The following is a 20,525-nucleotide window of genomic DNA, read 5'->3' as shown; positions in this document are numbered from 1 at the left end:
GTCGGGTGAATATCTGAAATACCTTGTGGGGCAACAGATCTAGAATCCTGGTCGCGATCTGGGGGCAGTGTGGCAACGATAACCCCGTCTGTCTGGCGGAGGCGTAAATCAACCTGAAGCTGTCGCGAATCGCTCTCCCGCTTCGTTGCCCGTGGTCGATAGCCTTCCTAACAGTTGGGGAGTTCTGGATAGAAAAGGTGGCGGGGCGTTATGGTCGAGAAGCGTGGCTCTTTCATGGGCGAAAGCGAGCCGATCGCGATCATCGGTATGTCGTGTCGGTTGCCCCAAGCATCAAGTCTGGAAACCTTGTGGGAGCTCCTGTGCGACGGGAAGAGCGCGATCAGTGTCGTTGGTACAGAGTCTCGTGCCTCGGAAGCTGACGATCGGGACGCCTCCGCGACTGGGTTGAGTCATGCCGCATTGCTCGATGAGATCGACCATTTTGATCCTGCCTTCTTCAGCGTCTCACCTCGCGAAGCGCTTGCTATGGATCCTCAGCAGCGTTTGATGTTGGAGCTGAGTTGGACTGCGCTCGAGCAGGCGGGCGTGGTTCCGGGAAGTCTTGCCGGGACCTCTACAGGCGTTTTCGTGGGCGTCATGCGGGACGAGTACGGCGCAGTGTTGGATGAGCACACCTCTTCCGAGGTGCGTCGGCACGCTATGCCGGGAACCAGTCGCTCGGTGATCGCGAACCGGGTTTCTTATTTCCTCGGGGCGCACGGACCGAGTCTGAGCGTCGATGCGGCACAGGCTTCTTCGCTGGTAGCAGTGCATTTGGCATGTCAGAGCCTGCGATCGGGCGAATCGTCGGTTGCACTTGCCGGAGGCGTCAACCTGTTGGTTGGCTCGCAGGGGAATGCGGAGTCGATCGCATTCGGAGGTCTGTCTCCGGACGGTCGTTGCTACACCTTCGATCAGCGCGCGAATGGCTATGTGCGCGGCGAAGGCGGAGCGGTCGTGGTGTTGAAACGACTCCCGGACGCGCTCGCCGACGGCGATACCGTCCACGGTGTCATTCTAGGCAGCGCGGTTAACAATGACGGGGCTACGACCGGGCTGACAGTACCCAGCGCGCAAGCGCAAGCGGAGGTCATCGAATCGGCGTTGCAGGACGCGGGAATTGGTGCAGGGGATGTGCAGTATGTGGAGCTGCACGGAACGGGTACCCCGGTTGGTGATCCGATCGAAGCCGAAGGGCTCGGGATGGTCTACCGCGGGGCGGGATCACTCAAGGTTGGATCGATAAAGACCAACATCGGCCACCTCGAGGCGGCCGCGGGTATCGCAGGTCTGCTCAAGGTGGTCTTGAGTCTGACCCATGAGAAGCTGCCACCGAGTCTGAATTTCTCGGCGTCGAGCCCTCTGATGGGTCTATCAGAGCTCGGTTTGGAGGTGCAGACCGAGCTCTCGGACTGGCCCGACCCGAGTCGGCCTCGCTTGGCTGGAGTCAGCTCATTCGGAATGGGGGGCACCAACTGTCACTTGATTCTTGGCGAGGTGTCGCGGCCGCAGTTTACGCAGGAGGACAGTCCGGCTACGTCCGGTATCACGTTGAACGTCACGCCGGTGCCGGTTTCAGCGAAAGACGCAGCGGGACTGGCCACGATGGCGGCATTGCTACGCGATCGGATGGACGTCGACACAACCTTCAGCGAAATCGACCTGGCCTGGTCCCTGGCTACCACGCGGACCAGCTTCCCCCACCGTGCTGTGATCGTAGGTGGGAGCCGAACGGACGTCCGAGATGCGCTGCATGCCATTGCCTCCGCCGAAGCCGCGCCAAATGTGGTGCAGGGCAGGGCCGGTGAGTTCGGCAAGCTGGCTTTCGTCTTCTCCGGACAGGGGTCGCAGTGGGTTGGTATGGCGGCGGACCTACTCGTGTCGTCGCCGGTTTTCCGGACCGAACTCGAAGCGTGCGCCGATGCGTTGGCCCCGCACATCGATTGGTCGCTGTTGGACGTGCTGCGCGGGATCGAGGGTGCGCCGTCCTTGGAGCGTGTGGACGTGGTTCAACCCGCGCTGTTCGCGGTTATGGTGGCGCTCGCCCGGTTGTGGCAATCGCTTGGCGTGCAACCAGAAGCGGTGGTCGGGCATTCGCAAGGTGAGATCGCCGCGGCGCATTTCGCAGGAGCGCTGACATTGGCCGATGCGGCGGCCGTGGTCGCGTTGCGTAGCCGTTTGATCGCCGCGATCTCCGGTACCGGTGGCATGGCGTCGATTCGGTTGTCCGAGGCTCGGACGCTGGAATTGCTGCGCGAATACGACGGGTTGCTGACTGTTGCCGGTGTCAACGGACCCGCCGAAACGGTGGTCGCAGGTACCGGTGCTGCTATCGAGTCGATTGTGCGCCGGTGCGAGGACGAGGGGACCCGGGCGCGCCGGGTACCGGTCGATTACGCATCGCATTCGCCGCAGATCGCCCCCGTGCGCGAGAAGTTGCTCGAGGCGCTAGCCCGAATCCAGCCGCGCCGACCGGATTTGGCGTTCTACTCGACCGTCACGGGCGGGTTGCTCGATGCCACCGCACTCGACGCCGAGTACTGGTTTGCCAATCTTCGTGGCCAGGTTCGGTTCATGGACGCGATCAAAGCGCTCGATGCCGACGGCTACGACACATTCGTGGAGACCAGCCCGCATCCGGTACTTGCGATGTCGATCCAGGAGACGCTCGAATCCACCGCGATCGTGGTCGGTTCGCTGCGTCGCGGTGAAGGCGACTGGGCGCGCATGCTCACCTCGGCTGCCGCGCTGTCGGTGCGTGGAGTGCCAGTCGACTGGGCCGGATTGCTGTCCGCGGCTGCCCCGGCCCGTATCGCCCTTCCCCCGTACCCGTTCCAGCGCAAGCGGTTCTGGCCGACCTCCGCCCGTAGCGTCCTGATGCCAGAACACAACGCGTCGCATACCCCGGTCTCGGCCGGCCCATCGAATGACGCCGACGACGTCCCAGATCTGATGGCGCTGGTTCGCACCAATGTGGCTGCGGTCCTGGGTCATGCGTCCTCGACCAGCGTTGATCCCGAATGCACGTTCAAGGAACTCGGCTTCGACTCGGTGACGGCGGTCGATCTGCGGAATCGCCTGGTTCAAGCCACCGGGATGCGGTTGCCCGCTGGACTGCTGTTCGACTATCCGACTCCGGTCGGGCTGGTGCGGTATTTGTCGGGAGCCGAGCGTGAATCGGCACGAAGTGGACCACGTGTCATGACCGAGTCCGACGACCCGATCGTCATTGTGGGGATGGCCTGTCGCTATCCGGGCGAAGCCAATACACCGGAACAGCTTTGGGACTTGCTCGCCTCCGAAACCGATGCGATATCGCCGTTCCCCGCGAATCGAGGGTGGAATCTCGACTCGCTGTACAACCCTGATCCGCACAAGCACGGGACGACCTACGTCCGGCACGGCGGATTCCTGAGCGATGTCGATCGGTTCGACTTCGAGTTCTTCGGAATCAGTGCGCGTGAAGCGCAGGCGATGGACCCGCAGCAGCGGCTGTTGCTCGAAGCCGGTTGGGAGGCGATGGAACGCGCTCACATCGACCCCGCCACCCTGCGCGGGAGCCGTACCGGTGTGTATGTCGGTGCGATGGCCACCGATTACGGTCCTCGGCTGCACCAGGCGCCGGAGGGCTTCGAAGGCTATGTCCTGACCGGCTCGAGCGGCAGTGTGGCCTCGGGGCGGCTGTCGTATGTTTTCGGGTTCGAGGGTCCCGCGATCACAATCGACACCGCGTGCTCCTCCTCGTTGGTCGCACTTCATATGGCAGTGCGCGCCCTGCGTTCGGACGAGTGCGATATGGCGCTGGTCGGTGGCGTCACGGTGATGGCGACGCCGGGTATGTTCCTGGAATTCGGCAAGCAGCGCGGGCTCGCACCCGACGGTCGCTGCAAGCCCTTCGCCGCGGGAGCCGATGGCACCGCCTGGGCAGAGGGCGCCGGAATGCTTCTGGTGGAACGTCTCTCGGACGCGCAGCGGAATGGGCACCCCGTGCTGGCCGTGGTTCGCGGGTCCGCCGTGAATCAGGACGGCGCCAGCAACGGTCTGACCGCACCGAACGGCCCATCGCAGCAGCGGGTGATCATGCAGGCGCTGGCGGATGCGCGACTGTCCCCGAGTGCCGTGGACGCCGTCGAGGCACACGGCACCGGAACGAGTCTGGGTGACCCGATAGAGGTCGAGTCACTGGTCGCCACCTATGGCGCGGATCGAACCCGACCGTTGTGGCTGGGTTCGCTGAAGTCGAACATCGGTCACGCCCAGGCGGCGGCGGGCATCGGCGGGATCATCAAGATGGTGATGGCGCTGCGGAATGGCCTGTTGCCGAAGACACTTCACGTCGATGTGCCCAGTCGGCACGTGGATTGGGACGGGTCGGCGATCAGTCTGCTCACCGAGGCGCAGCCTTGGCCCGCGCGCGGCGAATCTCGTCGTGCCGCGGTCTCTTCGTTCGGTATCAGCGGTACGAACGCACACGTCATTATCGAGGAGCCGCCTGCCACCGCCCCATTCGACAGCACGGCGGATCTCGGTCCGTTCCCGTTGCTGGTGTCCGGGAAATCGGACAACGCAGTTCGGGCACAAGCGGTACAGCTGTCGAGACAACTCGCGGATGACGCCGATCTATCAGCAATCGACGTTGCCTTCACCCTGGCACACCGGTCGCACCTCGAATACGGCGCCGCGGTGGTCGGTTCCACGCGCGAGGAACTGATTGCCGGTCTGGACGAGCTCGCGAGCGGTTCGGCGAAAATCACCCGTCGAGCCGGTGTCGGCAAGATCGCCTTCCTGTTCACCGGGCAGGGCAGCCAGTACCCGGGCATGGGGCGTGATCTGTACCGCAGGTATCCAGAATTCGCCGCCGCCCTGGATGAGGTCTGCTCCTATTTCGATACTCATCTCGATCACTCGCTGCGTGAAGTCATGTTCGCCGAACCCGGTTCGGGGTCGGCGCAGCTGATCGACGACACCGGATATGCCCAACCCGCCCTCTTCGCATTCGGCACCGCCCTGTACCGGTTGCTCGATTCGTGGGGAGTGGCACCGGACTATCTCGCGGGGCATTCTCTCGGTGAGATAACCGCCGCTCACATTGCCGGTGTGCTGTCCCTGCGTGACGCTGTCGCACTCGTAGCCGTGCGGGCCCGCCTGATGCAATCCGCACGATCGGGCGGAGCCATGGTTTCGATCGCCGGGACCGAGGCGGAAGTTCGGGAGAGTCTCTCGGGGCTGACGAACCGTGTCGACATTGCCGGAGTGAATACCGCTACGTCGGTTGTTATCTCGGGGGACGAGCAGGCCGTACTCGATATCGCGGCACAGTGGGCGGCGCAAGGCCGCAAGACCAAACGACTCCGGGTCTCGCATGCGTTCCATTCACCTCATATGGATGCGGTGACCGCTGAATTCGAGCGCGCGATCGCGGACTTGACCTTTCATCCGCCCTTGCTTCCGGTGCTCTCGAACGTTACGGGTATGCGCGCGAGCGCCGAGCAATTGAGCTCTCCGTCGTACTGGGCCGCGCATATTCGTGAGGCCGTTCGTTTCCACGACATGGTGGGAAACCTTGTCGCCGAGGGAGTCACCACCTATCTCGAACTAGGTCCGGACGCCACGCTCGCTGCCCTGACCGCGGCCGGCGTTCCGGAGAACGCCAGCGCGGTGATTGCGGCGGCCGTGCGGCAAGGAAGGCCTGGGCCGGCGTGCCTGGTCGCGGCGCTCGCCGAGATACATCGCGCGGGAATCGGAATCCATTGGGCCGCAGTGTTGGCTGGTGGAAACTACGCCGTATTGCCCACCTATCCATTCCAACGGCAGCGTTGCTGGATTCCATCGAGCAGCGCGGCCGGCGAACTCTCCTCGACCGGACTCGACCGTGCCGACCATCCGCTGCTCGTCGCCGAAGTCGAACTTCCGGACGGTGGTCTGCTGCTGACCGGGCAGCTTTCGCTGTCGTCCTTCCCATGGCTGACCGACCATGTGATTTTCGGTTCCGTCGTGGTTCCCGCGACGGTATTCGCGGAGATCGCCCTGCGCGGAACCGGTCGCGGCCCGCTGGGCCGGGTGGCGGAGCTGACCCTGTGGTCCCCGTTGCTGCTCACGCCCGCCGATCCGGTCCGGCTGCAGGTCGCGGTCGGTCCCATCGCGGACGGAGGCCGTCGATCGGTGACGATTCGATCCCGTTCCGAGGGGGATTTCCAGAGCCAATGGGTTACCCACGCCAGTGGATCCCTGATCGGAGCAACGATCGAAAGCGATGATGCGCTCGGCCGTCGCCGGATCGAAATTCCCTCGGCAGCAACACCTGTCACCGTGGCGGGATGCTACGAACAGCTGGCCGAGCGGGGTTATCAGTACGGTCCGGAGTTCCAAGGCTTGCAAGCGCTGTGGCGCCACGGCGACAACATCTACGCACAAATCGAGCTGCCGCACGCTGAGACGGCCGAGTTCGGCCGCTACGCGATCCACCCGGCGCTGCTGGATGCCGCGCTGCATGCGCTATTGATCGGTTCGGACGAGTTCGGGCGCGACCGCACCGAGCCGGACGGATTACTGCTTCCATTTAGCTGGACCGGGATCGAAGTGGTCTCACCCGGGGCGACCAGTCTGCTCGTGCGACTGGTTCCGGCCGGGTCCCATGCGGTATCGGTGGACATTGCTGACGCCCAGGGAACTCCTGTCGCGTCGATCGCTTCGCTTGTGTTCCGTCCGGCGACCGCGAAAGATGTGGTAGGACAGTCGAACTCGCGCCTCGGCAGCCAAGGCGAAGAGGCTGATCTGTATCACGTCGACTGGCAGCCGATCTCGAGTTCTCCTGCGGCGCAACCTATTGGGTCTTGGGCGGTGCTGGGTTCCGATCCCGCCCTGCTCGCTGTACTCGGTGCCGAGGCCCAGGTCGTCGGTTCCCGAGATCTGGCGGCACTCGCGCAGGCGTTCACCAGTGGCGGGACACGTCCTGATGCGGCCGTGGTGTGTTTCGACAACCCCGACGGTGATCCGGTGACAGTGACCCATGAGGTCGCGCAGCACGCGTTGGCCCTTGTTCAGGAGTGGCTGCGCAATGACCGCGTCGCTGATTTCCCCCTCGTCCTGGTGACTCGCCGGGGGGTGGTGACGTGTCCGGACGACCGGGTGGTCGCACCGACCTTCGCGGCCGTCTGGGGTTTGGTTCGCGCCGTATCGGCCGAAGCGCCCGGTCGCTTCAGGCTTATCGACATCGATGGCACGGAACCTTCTTATGAGGTGTTCGCGGCGGCCGTGGCAAGTGGTGAGCCGGAATTGGCGATTCGCTCGGGCAACATCGTGATTCCCGGACTCGTCCCTGTCGACGGTGGCAGCAGTCTGCCCGCATCGCTCCGAGACGCCAACTGGCGAGTCGACATCCGGAATACGGGGACGCTCGCGAACGTCACGATTGTCGACAACGAGCGTGCGACGATGCCGCTCGCCCCGCGCGAGGTGCGCATCGCGGTGCGAGCGGCCGGGGTCAACTTCCGCGATGTCGCGCTGGCTCTGGGGATGGTCCCCGAGCACAGCATGATGGGCTTGGAAGCCGCCGGCGTGGTGGTCGAGGTCGGCTCAGACGTAACTCGGTTCGTGGTCGGTGCGAAGGTTATGGGGTTGTGCCCGGCGGCGTTCGGGCCGCTTGCCGTCGCCGATGAGCGCCTGTTTGCCGCCATTCCGGATGGATGGACCTTTGCCCAGGCCGCGTCCGTGCCGGTGGTGTTCCTCACCGCGTACTACGGTCTCGAGCGTCTCGCCGGACTGCGCCGCGGTGAATCCTTGCTCGTGCACGCCGCCACCGGTGGTGTGGGAATGGCGGCGGTCCAGCTGGCTCGGCACTGGGGCGCTGAAGTATTCGGTACCGCGAGCATCGGCAAATGGGATGTCTTGCGTGCACAAGGTTTTCCTGAGGAGCGGATCGCTTCCTCCCGTGACGCCTCGTTCGAAGGAAAATTCCTAGCCGCTACTGCGGGACGCGGTGTGGATGTCGTATTGGACTGTCTGGCAAATGAGCTCGTCGATGCGTCGCTGCGGGTTCTGCCCCGTGGTGGCCGGTTCATCGAGATGGGTAAGACCGATATTCGAGACCCCGAGCGAATTGCCGAGCAGTACAACGGGGTCGAGTACCGGGCATTCGATCTGTTGTCCCTCGATTACGGTTCGATCGAGCGCATGTTCGATGAGCTGGGCGAGCTTTTCGACTCCGGGGTGCTTACTCCGCTGCCCTTGACGACGTGGGATATGCGGGAAGCGCCCAGGTCGCTCAGGCAGCTCGGTGAGGCGCGCCATATCGGCAAGATCGTATTGACTTTGCCGGCGCCGCTCGATCCGAACGGCACCGTGTTGATTACCGGTGGCACGAACAGTGCCCTGGCGATCGAAACGGCTCGCCACCTGGTGACCCGGTACGGCGTGAAGCACCTGCTCTTGGCTGGTCGGCGCGGCCCGGATGCGGCCTCTTCCGAAGTCGCGGAGCAGTTTTCGGTCCTCGGCGCCGAGCTGACGGTGGTCGCGTGTGATGTTGCCGACCGAGACGCGCTCAGCGCCACGCTGGCGGGAATTCCCAGGGATCAGCCCCTGACCGCGGTGATTCATGCGGCCGGCGTCCTCGATGACGGTCTCGTCGAGGGCCAGGATTCGGCGCGGCTGCGTCGAGTCATGCGACCGAAGGTCGACGGGGCATGGCATTTGCACGAGCTGACCCGGGACCGTGATCTCGCTGCGTTCGTGCTGTTCTCCTCGGTAGTCGGCACGCTCGGCAACGCGGGTCAAAGTACCTATGCCGCCGCGAACGGCTTCCTGGACGGGCTCGCTGAACATCGTCGAGGCGCGGGGTTGGCGGCCAGCTCGCTCGCTTGGGGTCTCTGGGCCGACGCGGGAATGGCTGCGACGCTGGGCAATTCAGATCTCGTGCGGATGGCGCGCGCCGGAATCCTGCCCATGTCGGCGGATACCGGCCTACGGGCGCTGGATGCCGCACTCGATTCGGGCTTGGGCGTTCTGGTCCCGGCGCGTCTGGACCCGGCGGCCACGGCCACGAAATCGCCGTTGTGGCGTGCCCTGCAGCAGCGGGCGGGAATTCGGGCGACCGCGATTCCCGAGACGCTCCCCAGCGTGCCCCGGCCGTCCAAGGCACCGAACTCCGAACTATCTCCCGATCAACACCGCGAACAGGTGATGAACGCAGTGCGCGCCGAAGTCGCCGCGGTGCTGCACAGTCCGGTCGCGGCGATCCTCGCCGATCGGCCATTCAAGGAAGCGGGTTTCGACTCGCTGACGGGAGTCGAGCTGCGTAATCGGCTCTCCAGCGCACTGGGTGTCTTGCTGCCACCGACAGCGATCTTCGATCACCCGACCCCCGAAGCGCTCGCGGAATTCATCTTCGCCGAACTCGCTGGAGTCGAGACGAAGGACGCGGAGCCCGCGCCGAATCCGAACGAGTTTCGGGGAGAGGAGCCCATTGCGATCACGGCGATGGCTTGCAGGTTCCCCGGCGGTGTCGCTACTCCGCAGGATCTGTGGGACCTGGTTTCCAATGGCATTGACGCCGTGGGAGATTTCCCGGAGAACCGAGGTTGGGATATCGCGAATCTCTACGATCCGGATCCGGAAGCGTCCGGCAAGACCTACGCCAGGCAGGGCGGCTTCATCTACGACGCGGATGAATTCGACGCCGAATTCTTCGGTATCAGCCCGCGTGAGGCGCTGGCGGTAGAGCCACAACAGCGGATGATGCTCGAAATCGCTTGGGAGGCAATCGAAGCGCTCGGTGTCGATCCGACGACGCTGCGCGGCAGTCGAACCGGAGTCTTCGTCGGAGCCTTCGCGCAGGAGTACGCGTCGCTCTCCCATACGGGCTCGGACGACGTCGACGGATATCTGCTGACCGGTACGACCTCCAGCGTGATATCCGGTCGTGTGGCATACGAACTCGGGTTGGAAGGCCCAGCCCTGACCATCGACACGGCCTGCTCATCGTCCCTGGTCGCATTGCACACTGCGGTTCAGTCACTCCGAAACGGCGACTGCGACCTGGCATTGGCCGGTGGAGTGACGGTGATGTCCACTCCAGGCATCTTTGTCGACTTCAGCCGGCAGCGTGGCCTGGCTTCCGATGGCCGGTGTAAATCCTTCTCGGACAACGCCGACGGCACCATCTTCGGCGAAGGGGCCGGCCTCTTGGTTGTCGAGCGACTCTCCGATGCGCGGCGCAACGGCCATCCGGTCCTCGCGGTCATTCGCGGTTCGGCAATGAACCAGGATGGCGCCAGCAACGGCCTGACCGCGCCCAGTGGCAAGGCTCAGCAACGCCTCATCCGTCAGGCGCTCACCAATGCGGGTCTGATGGCAGATCAGGTGGACGCGGTCGAAGCACACGGCACCGGGACCACGCTCGGGGATCCCATCGAGGCGCAGGCGCTGATCGATACCTATGGCCGAAACCGCCCGGCGGATCAGCCACTGTGGCTGGGCTCGATCAAGTCCAACGTTGGTCATACCCAAGCCGCAGCCGGGGTGGCCGGAACCATCAAAATGATCATGGCGTTGCGCAACGGCCTGCTGCCGAGAACACTGCACGCGACGAAGCCGACGGGTCATGTCGACTGGAACGCCGGTGTCGAACTCCTGACGGAATCGCGTCCTTGGCCGATGCTGAATGAGCCACGCCGGGCGGGTATCTCCTCGTTCGGTGTGAGCGGCACCAACGCGCACTTGATCATCGAAGAAGCGCCGCGCACCGCAGACCCGCAGGTTACGCAGGACGCATCAACAACGAGTGCGATGCCGACAATGTGGTTGCTGTCGGGAAAGACCGAAGCCGCGCTTCGCGATCAGGCCGACCGATTGCATTCCGCGTCGGTGGAACAAGCTGTGGATGCCGACGCAGTCGCGCGTGCGCTGGCGATGGGCCGCACCCATTTCCGGTACCGAGCCGCAGTGCTGGGGCTCCCGGGTGACCTGCTCGCCGGGCTCGAGACGCTGGCCACGGGGCAGCAATCCGACGCGGTAATCGCCGGTGCCGCAAGCGATATCGGCAAGACCGTCTTCGTGTTCCCCGGCCAGGGTTCGGAATGGCCCGGAATGGCGGTGGAACTCGCCGTGAGCATGCCGGTGTTCCGGGAACATATCGCCGAATGCGCGGCCGCTTTCGATCCGCTGACGGGGTGGTCCCTGCAGGATGTGCTCGACAACCGGCCTGATGCTCCGTCATTCGATCAGACCGATGTCGTTCAGCCCGCGCTTTTCACCGTTATGACTGGCCTGGCACGTCTTTGGATGTCTGTCGGGGTGCTGCCGGATGCGGTCGTCGGCCACTCGCAGGGGGAAATCGCCGCTGCGTACATCGCGGGCGCGCTCACGCTCTCGGATGCCGCGAAAATCGTGACCTTGCGCAGCAAGTCGCTCAACGCTCTGAAGGGGCGTGGGGGCATGGTTTCCGTTGCTGCGTCCTTGGCCACGGTCGAACAGTTGCAGGCATCGGCGCCGGGCCACATCCACATCGCAGGGGTGAACTCGGCGTCCGCGACGGTCCTCGCCGTCGATGACGAGGCGCTCATCGCGGACCTGATGAACCTTTGCCGGGAACGCGGAATCCAAGCGCGCCACCTCCCCGCGAGTGTGCCCTCGCACTGTTCCGCGGTCGAGTCCCTGCGAGAGGCTGTCGTAGGCGGTCTCGCCGGGATCGCTCCGCGATCGGGAGAGATCGCGTTCTACTCCACCGTCACCACAACCGCTATCGATACAGCGACCCTCGACGCCGACTACTGGTTCACGAATATGCGTGAGCCGGTCCGGTACCACGACACCGTGCTGCGGTTGCATGCGGATGGGCATCGCACGTTCGTCGAGAACACTCCGCATCCTTCCCTGGCCGCGGCCACCAGCGACATCTTCGATGATGCGGGCGTCGACGGGGTGACACTCGCATCGCTGCGACGCAACAGCGGCGGCCGAGCTCAGTGGTTGACAGCGCTCGCTCATGCCCACGTAGCCGGAGTCTCCCTCGATTGGCAATCGATACTTCGGGAGAGCGCGAGCGAACGAGTCGACCTACCGACCTATGCGTTCCAACGGCAGCGGTACTGGCTGAACGTGTCCTCGACCGTCACCGATGCCAGCGATCTCGGTTTGACGGCGGTCGATCATCCGCTGCTGAGCGCCGAGATCGAGGTACCGGAGAGCCAGACGCATGTGTTCACGGGCAAGCTTTCGCTGCATCACCAGGCCTGGCTCGCGGACCACCAGGCATTCGGCACGGTGTTGTTGCCTGGCACCGCCTTCCTCGAGATGGTGCTGCACGCGGGTGGTCGCGTGGGATGCGACAGGGTCGTCGAACTCGTCTTGGAAGCGCCGCTGGTGATGACGACCGACTCGGCGATCACCGTTGAGGTGGTACTCGAAGGCGTGGACTCCGACGGGCGGTATCCGGTGACGGTCTATTCGCGCTCCGGTGCCGCTGGACGAACGCGGCACGCGGTCGCGTTCGTCGCCGAAGACGTCGCGCCGATCGAGGGATTCGATTTCGCGGTATGGCCGCCGCAAGGAGCGCAATCCCTCGATATCGCGGGTACCTACGAGCGCCTCGCTGAGCGCGGCTACGGTTACGGCCCGGCATTCCAGGGCCTGCGCGCGGTGTGGCGTCGCGGCGCGGAGATCTTCGCTGAAATCGGTTTGCCCGCAGATCAATCCACCAATAGTGAGACCTTTGCCTTGCATCCGGCGCTGTTGGACGCCGCCCTGCATGCGACGCAATGGGCGGACGGCATGGACGATGCGGTGAATCTGCCGTTCACCTGGTCGAACGTTTCGCTGTACACGGTGGGGGCCAATGCCCTGCGCGTGGCGTTGCGGCCCACGGGGCGTGGCGAATTCGCGCTGGAAATCGCGGACGGCGCCGGTGCACCGGTCGCTTCGGTGGGGCAGCTGATCGTTCGGCCTGCATCGGCCGAACAGCTCGAAGCAGCGAGTGCGAATCAGGATGCTCTGTATGAGATCGATTGGGAGAGCGGAACTCTCGCCGAAGTCGCGGAACCGGCGGCTGCGGAGTCCAGCTGGGCCATCATCGGACAAGAGGTAGCCGCCGCGCTGGTGGCGACGATCGGCAGCGAGCAAGCCGTGTATCGGGACTGGGTCACCCTCGATACTGCACTGACCGACGGAGCCTGGGTTCCTGAACAGCTCCTGCTGGTTTGCGATTCGCCGACGGCGGTAAACCCTGTCGAGCAGGTGCGAACGCTGCTACACGAGACGTTGCACTTCGTACAATCATGGTTGTCGGACAATCGATTCCAGCGCTCGAAGCTGATCGTCCTGACCTATGGGGCAGTCGGCATCGATGAGGGGCGATCCGCGCTGGACCTCGTCAGTGCACCCGTATGGGGGTTGCTGCGATCGGCGCAGGCCGAACATCCGGGCCGAATCGTCCTTGTCGACCTCGACGATAGGGTGGAAAGCGCGCGGCTACTGCGGGCCGTCGCCGCGAACGACGAACCTCAAATCGCCATCCGGAATGGCAAAATCTGGATGCCACGGCTCGGCAGGGTGGGCAAGACGCTGCAGCGATCGGGCGAGGGCCCCTGGCGGCTGGAAGCGATCAGCAAGGGAACGCTCGACGGTCTCGGCCTGGTCGACTTCCCGGAGGCGGCGGAACCGCTGGCTCCCAACGGTGTACGAGTGGCGGTGCATGCCGCCGGCGTCAACTTCCGCGATGTCGTCACCACCCTGCAGCTTGTCGATGTTTCCATACCACTGGGCAATGAGGGCGCTGGCGTAGTGCTCGAGGTTGGTACCGAGGTAACCGACTTCGCGCCGGGCGATCACGTCATGGGGATGTTCCATCAGGGTGCGTTCGGGCCGGTTGCGGTTACCGATCAGCGGGTGCTGGTCAGAATGCCGCGCGGTTGGTCGTTCGAGCAGGCGGCATCGGTTCCCGGTGTCTACCTGACGGCGTACTACGGATTGGTCCATTTGGCCGGTGTGCAAAGCGGTGAGCGCGTACTCATACATGCGGCAGCGGGTGGCGTCGGCATCGCCGCGGCGCAGATCGCTCGGCATTTGGGTGCGACGGTGTTCGGTACCGCATCCCCGTCGAAGTGGGATGTACTGCGCACCTTCGGAATCGACGATGAACATCTGGCTTCGTCACGGACATTGGAATTCGAACAGAAATTCACCGCGTCCACATCGGGGGCCGGTTTCGATGTAGTGCTGAATTCCCTGGCCGGGGAGTTCGTCGATGCGTCCTTGCGGCTGACCAACCGTTCCGGCGGTCGATTCTTGGAGATGGGCAAGACCGATATTCGAGACGCTTCCGAGGTTTCCGATGCCCACGGCGGAGTGATCTACCGTGCCTACGACCTGATGAGCCTGCCCTTCGAGGTGATCGGGGAGATGCTTCGGGACCTTGCGGCGCTCTTCGAAGCGGGCGTGTTCCGGCTCTCACCCATCTCGCTGTGGAGCGTGGATCGAGCGCCGGACGCCTTCCGGTTCATGAGCATGGCCAAGCACGTCGGCAAGCTGGTGCTCACTATGAAGGGCCGGATGTCGATGGGCGGCACCGTGCTCATCACGGGCGCTTCCGGCGCGTTGGCGGCGATCGTGGCCCGGCACCTGGTTATCGAGCACGGAGTTCGTAACCTGCTCTTGCTGAGTCGAAGTGATGCGCGAGCTGAGCTGATAGCCGAACTCACCGCAGCGGGAGCCGAGGTCATCTGGGCAGCATGCGACGTGGCCGATTTGGCAGCACTCGAGGCGGTTATCGACGCGGTGCCGGCCGAGCACCCGCTGACCGGGGTAATTCACCTCGCCGCGGCGTTGCACGATGGTGTTTTCGACCGGATGACTCCGGAGCAGCTCGATACGGCTCTGCGTCCCAAGGTCGATGGAACTTGGAATCTGCACACCGTCACACGCGGCCTGCCACTGAGCGATTTTGTGGTGTTCTCATCGGGTGCGGGCGTACTGGGCAATCCAGGCCAGGCCAACTACGCCGCCGCGAATACCTTCCAGGACGCGTTGATCGCCCATCGTCGTTCCCAAGGTTTGCCCGGTACCTCGCTGGCATGGGGACTGTGGGAGGAACGTGGCACGAGTGTTACCGGCGCTTTGGGCGCCGCCGACCTCGCACGGTATCGCAGCACCGGGTTGAAGCCACTGACCAGCACCAACGGCATGCGGTTATTCGATAATGCCCGTGCGATCGACAAGGCGCTCCTGCTGCCGTTGAACCTCGACGTGGCCCTGCTGCGAGCGGGGGCAGGCCTGCCGTCGCCACTCATGCGCCGTTTGGCGCAGGCGCCGGCCGTCCGCACCCGTGCCGCGGCCCTTTCCCACAACACCGAGAGTGGTCTGGGAGAACGGCTTTCGAGCCTTCCCCGGGAGAAGGCGCGGGCCACACTGATCGAGCTCGTCGCGACCAGCGCCGCCGCGGTTCTCGGATACCGCAATGCGAGTGAAGTGCCGGTATCGACACCACTGCGCGACCTTGGATTCGACTCTCTGACCAGTGTGGATCTCCGGAACCGGCTCAACGCCGCGACGGGGCTGCGCCTGCCGACCACATTGGTGTTCGACTACCCCACGGTCCAGGCGATCGCTCGGCATCTCGAGGCCGAGCTCGTCGGTGAAAACGCCGAGCCGGCAACGATTTCGACCGCGCCGGTCATCGATCCGGACGACGATCCGATCGTTATCGTCGCCATGGGCTGCCGCTATCCAGGTGGCGCGAACACTCCGGAAGACTTCTGGCGGCTGGTGGAGTCCGGAGGAGATGCGATCTCGGAGTTCCCGAACGATCGTGGCTGGGACCTCGAGCACCTCTTCGACAACCTGTACTCACCCGAGGTCGATGACACGCGAAAGTCCTTTGTCCGAGAGGGCGGCTTCCTGCACGAAGCCCCGGAGTTCGACACCGAGCTGTTCGGTATCAGCCCGCGTGAGGCCATCGCGACGGATCCACAACAACGAGTGTTGCTGGAGACCGCGTGGGAGGTATTCGAACGCGCAGGGATTCGGACCGACAGCCTGCACGGCAGCGCGACCGGTGTCTTCGTCGGATGTATCAACCAGGGCTACGGATTCGGCCAGAACCAGCCGTTGGAAGGTACCGAGGGCTATTTCGCCACCGGCACCAACACGAGTGTGGCGTCGGGTCGGGTGTCCTATGTGTTCGGGTTGGAAGGTCCGGCGGTGACGGTGGATACGGCGTGTTCGTCGTCGTTGGTGGCGTTGCATTTGGCGGTGCAGTCGTTGCGGGCGGGGGAGTGCTCGCTGGCGTTGGCCGGTGGTGTGACGGTGATGGCCGCGCCGACCGCGTTCGTGGAATTCCGCCGCCAGCGGGGCCTTGCGGCCGATGCTCGGTGCAAGTCGTTCGCCGACGCTGCGGACGGCACGATCTTCGCCGAAGGCGCGGGGCTGGTCTTGTTGGAGCGGTTGTCCGATGCGCGGCGTAATGGTCATCCGATTTTGGCTGTCGTTCGTGGGTCGGCTATCAATCAGGATGGTGCCTCGAATGGTTTGACCGCGCCGAATGGTCCGTCGCAGCAGCGGTTGATTCGTCAGGCGCTCGCGAGCGCGAAGCTGTCGGCGGATCAGGTCGATGTGGTCGAAGCGCACGGCACGGGAACGACTTTGGGTGATCCGATCGAGGCGCAAGCGATTCTCGCGACATACGGGAAGGCCCGGTCCGCGCAAGAGCCCCTGTGGCTGGGAACAGTGAAGTCGAATATCGGGCATACGCAAGCGGGTGCTGGTGTTGCGGGTGTGATCAAGATGGTGTTGGCGATGCGGCATGGTTTGTTGCCGCGGACGTTGCATGTGGATGCGCCGACTTCGCATGTGGATTGGTCTTCGGGTGGGGTGCGTTTGCTGACCGAGGCGCGGCCGTGGGTGCGGGGTGAGCGGGTGCGTCGTGCGGGTGTGTCTTCGTTCGGGATCAGTGGTACGAATGCGCATTTGATTTTGGAGGAGCCGCCGTTGGTGGAGCCTGTTGGGGTTTCTGGTGGTGTGGTTTCGGGTGATGTGTTGCCCAATGGTGTTGTGCCGTGGGTGTTGTCGGGGCGTAGTGCGGTGGGTTTGCGTGCGCAGGCGGGTCGTTTGCGGGAGTTCTTGGATCGGTGTCCGGAGGTGGGTTCGGCCGATGTGGGGTTCTCCTTGGCTACGACGCGGGTGCGGTTCGAGCATCGTGCGGTGGTGATCGCACAGGATCGTGCGGGGTTCATCGCGGGGTTGGAGGCGTTGGCGGCCGACCGGCCCAACCCGAACGTCGTTAGCGAAACGGCTGCTTCGAACGCCAAGGTTGCGTTCTTGTTCACCGGCCAGGGATCTCAGCGCCTCGGAATGGGCCGCGAACTCTGTGCCCGGTATCCGGTGTTCGCCGCCGCATTCGATGAGGTTTGCGCGCATTTGGACGCACAGCTCGAACAGCCGATACGCGATGTGGTCTGGGCCGAAATCGACTCCCCACATGCTGCGCTCCTGGATCGAACCGACAACACGCAGGTTGCGTTGTTCGCGGTTGAGGTGGCGTTGTTCCGGTTGGTTGAGTCGTGGGGTGTTGTTCCTGATTTTTTGATGGGGCATTCGGTGGGTGAGATCGCTGCTGCTCATGTGTCGGGGGTGTTGTCGTTGGCCGATGCGGTGTCGGTGGTGGTTGCGCGTGGTCGTTTGATGCAGTCGTTGCCGGCGGGTGGGGCGATGGTGGCGGTCGGTGTTGCTGAGGATCGGGTGCTGGAATCGCTTGTGGGGTATGGGGATCGGGTTGGCGTCGCCGCGGTGAATGGTCCGGGTGCGACGGTGTTGTCCGGTGATGAGGATGCGGTGGCGGAGGTTGCGGCGTTGTGGGCCGGGCGTGGTGTTCGGGTCAAGCGTTTGCGGGTGAGTCATGCGTTTCATTCGGCGCGGATGGATGCGATGTTGGTGGAGTTCGGGCGGGTGCTCGAGGGGGTGAGTTTCGGGGTGGCTTCGATTCCGATCGTGTCGAATGTGTCGGGTTCGGTCGCTGGTGCGGAGTTGGGGACGCCGGAGTATTGGGTTCGGCATGTGCGTGCGTGTGTGCGGTTCGCTGATGGTGTGAGTGCTCTTGTGGGGCTGGGTGTTTCGGTATTCTTGGAGTTGGGTCCGGCGGGGGTGTTGTCGAGTATGGGTCCAGATTGCGTACCCGAGGAACACCACGCCACGTTCGTGCCGGCTTTGCAGAGCGATCGAGACGAACCGGCCGCGCTGGCGACTGCGGTCGGTCGAGTCCATGCACTCGGGATTCCCGTGGACTGGTCTGCGCTCTTCCAACAGTCGAGTCCGAACTATGTCGAGCTACCGACGTATGCCTTCGAGCGGCAACGGTTCTGGCTCGAGGCCACGACCGAACAGCGGAAGGAGGCGACCGCTGCCAGCGATGTGGAACGGCGGTTCTGGGAGGCGGTCGATCGGGAAGACCTCGACCTGCTATCCGACACCCTCGATGTCGACATGGAGCAGCCGCTGCGGGCGGTATTGCCTGCGCTGTCGAGCTGGCGGCGAGCACAGCACGGTCTCGCGGTCGCGGATTCCTGGCGATACCGCGCAACGTGGCGTTCGTTGACCGAGCAGGGGGCGTTCCTACCGTCGGGGACATGGCTACTGGTTGTTCCCGGTGCGTTGACTGACTCCGAACTTGTTCGCACATGCGTGGCCGCCCTCCAAGCGGGTGGCGTCATGGTTCGGATACTCGGAGTCGACCTCGCGGGAACGGACCGCGAAACACTCGCGGGCCTGCTCCTGGACGCTGCGGGAAGCACGGACGGAGTGGTGTCCCTGCTGGCGCTGAATCCGGACCCGTCGTCCGCTCCTTCTGGTTCGGACCGTGGGCTGTTTGTGACGGTGTTGTTGGTGCAGGCGTTGGGTGATGTGGGTGTGGTGGCGCCGTTGTGGTGTGTGACGCAGTCGGCGGTGTCTGTTTCGGGTGGGGATCGGGTTGTGAATCCGGGGCAGGCGATGGTGTGGGGTTTGGGGAGGGTGGTCGGTTTGGAGCATCCGGAGCGTTGGGGTGGTCTGATCGATTTGCCGTTGGTGGTGGATGCGGTGGTGGCGGGTCGTTTGGTGCGGGTGCTGGCCGGTGATGAGGATCAGGTGGCGGTGCGGTCCTCGGGTGTGTTCGGTCGGCGGTTGGTGCGCGCGGGTTTGAATCGTTCGGTTCCGGCGCAACCGTGGTTGCCGGGTGGGACGGTGTTGATTACCGGTGGCACTGGGGTTTTGGGTGGGTATGTTGCTCGTGCGTTGGCGGGTAATGGTGCCGAGCATTTGTTGTTGGTCAGCAGGAGTGGGTCTTCGGCGCCTGGTTGCGCGGAGTTGGTGCGGGAGTTGACCGCGTTGGGTTCGCGGGTAACGGTGCGGGCGTGTGATATCGCTGATCGTGAGGCGTTGGCGGGGTTGCTGGAGTCGGTTCCCGCGCAGTGTCCATTGACTGCGATCATCCACACCGCCGGCGTTGTAGACGACGGCGTGATCGAGAGCGTCACAGCCGAACGTCTCGAACGGGTCCTGCGTCCGAAGCAAATCGCTGCCATGAACCTGCACGAGCTCACCACTGACTTGGACCTGAAGGCATTCGTGCTGTTCTCTTCGGCTGCCGGTGTTCTCGGCAATGCCGGTCAGGGTGTGTATGCGGCGGGTAATGCGTTTTTGGATGCGTTGGCGCGGCATCGTCGTGGGTTGGGTTTGGTGGGGACCTCGGTGGCGTGGGGTGCGTGGGAGGGCTCGGATATGGGTGCGGACACGGCTGCGGTGGAGTCGATGGTGCGTCGGCACGGGATCGGGCGGATGGATCCGCGGGTGGCGGTGCGGGCGTTGCAGGAGGCGGTGGCGCACGATGATGTGGATGTTGTTGTGGCCGATATTGATTGGGGTGTTTTCTTTCCGTCGTTCAGTGCTGCGCGGCGTCGTCCGTTGCTGGAGGATTTGCCTGATGTGGTGGATCTGATCGCGGTGGAGTCGGTGCCGGTGCCGGTGCCGGGTTCGTTGGTGCATGTTCTGGCCGAGGCGGACGCGGCGGAGCGGGTTCGGATTCTGACGGGGTTGGTCGCGGACAATGTGGCTGTGGCGCTGGGTTATTCCAGTGGTGCGCAGGTTTCGCATAATAAGCCGTTTCAGGAGTTGGGGTTCGATTCGCTGACCGCGGTGGAGTTGCGGAATCGGTTGAACGCGGCGACGGGGTTGCGGTTGCCGACGAGTTTGCTTTTCGATCATCCGACGGTGCTGTCCATCGCTGAACACCTCGAAAACGTCCTGATTCCGGGTGGCGATTCGAGTCCGGTGGATATTACGAACGAGCTGGATCGCTTCTTGTCCACGCTGTCGGAATCGGCAGCCGAGGACGATGTCCTGCGGTCGCACGTTCGTGTTCGGCTCGAGCGTTTCCTGACGGAAATGCGCCCCGCGAGCAGTGCTGCTGCGGCATCCACGGCATTGGACAACGTAACAGCGGAAGAATTGATCGAGTTCATCGATCGCGAACTTCAGTGATATTCAGGATAATTGGGGATAGGGAACAG

1 protein-coding gene is annotated in these 20,525 nt (G+C 64.0%); it reads left to right on the top strand.

From position 1 onward, the window contains the following. Window positions 1-210 precede the first annotated feature (210 nt). Complete coding sequence (locus tag OHB26_RS00525; RefSeq protein WP_330182277.1) at window positions 211-20,496, top strand: type I polyketide synthase; 20,286 nt, start codon at window positions 211-213, stop codon at window positions 20,494-20,496. Window positions 20,497-20,525: the final 29 nt, after the last annotated feature.

This window comes from Nocardia sp. NBC_01503 (assembly GCF_036327755.1).
Taxonomy (GTDB): Bacteria; Actinomycetota; Actinomycetes; order Mycobacteriales; family Mycobacteriaceae; genus Nocardia.
The sequence above is the reverse complement of the archived record's forward strand: the minus strand, read 5'-3'. Positions and strand labels throughout refer to the sequence as shown.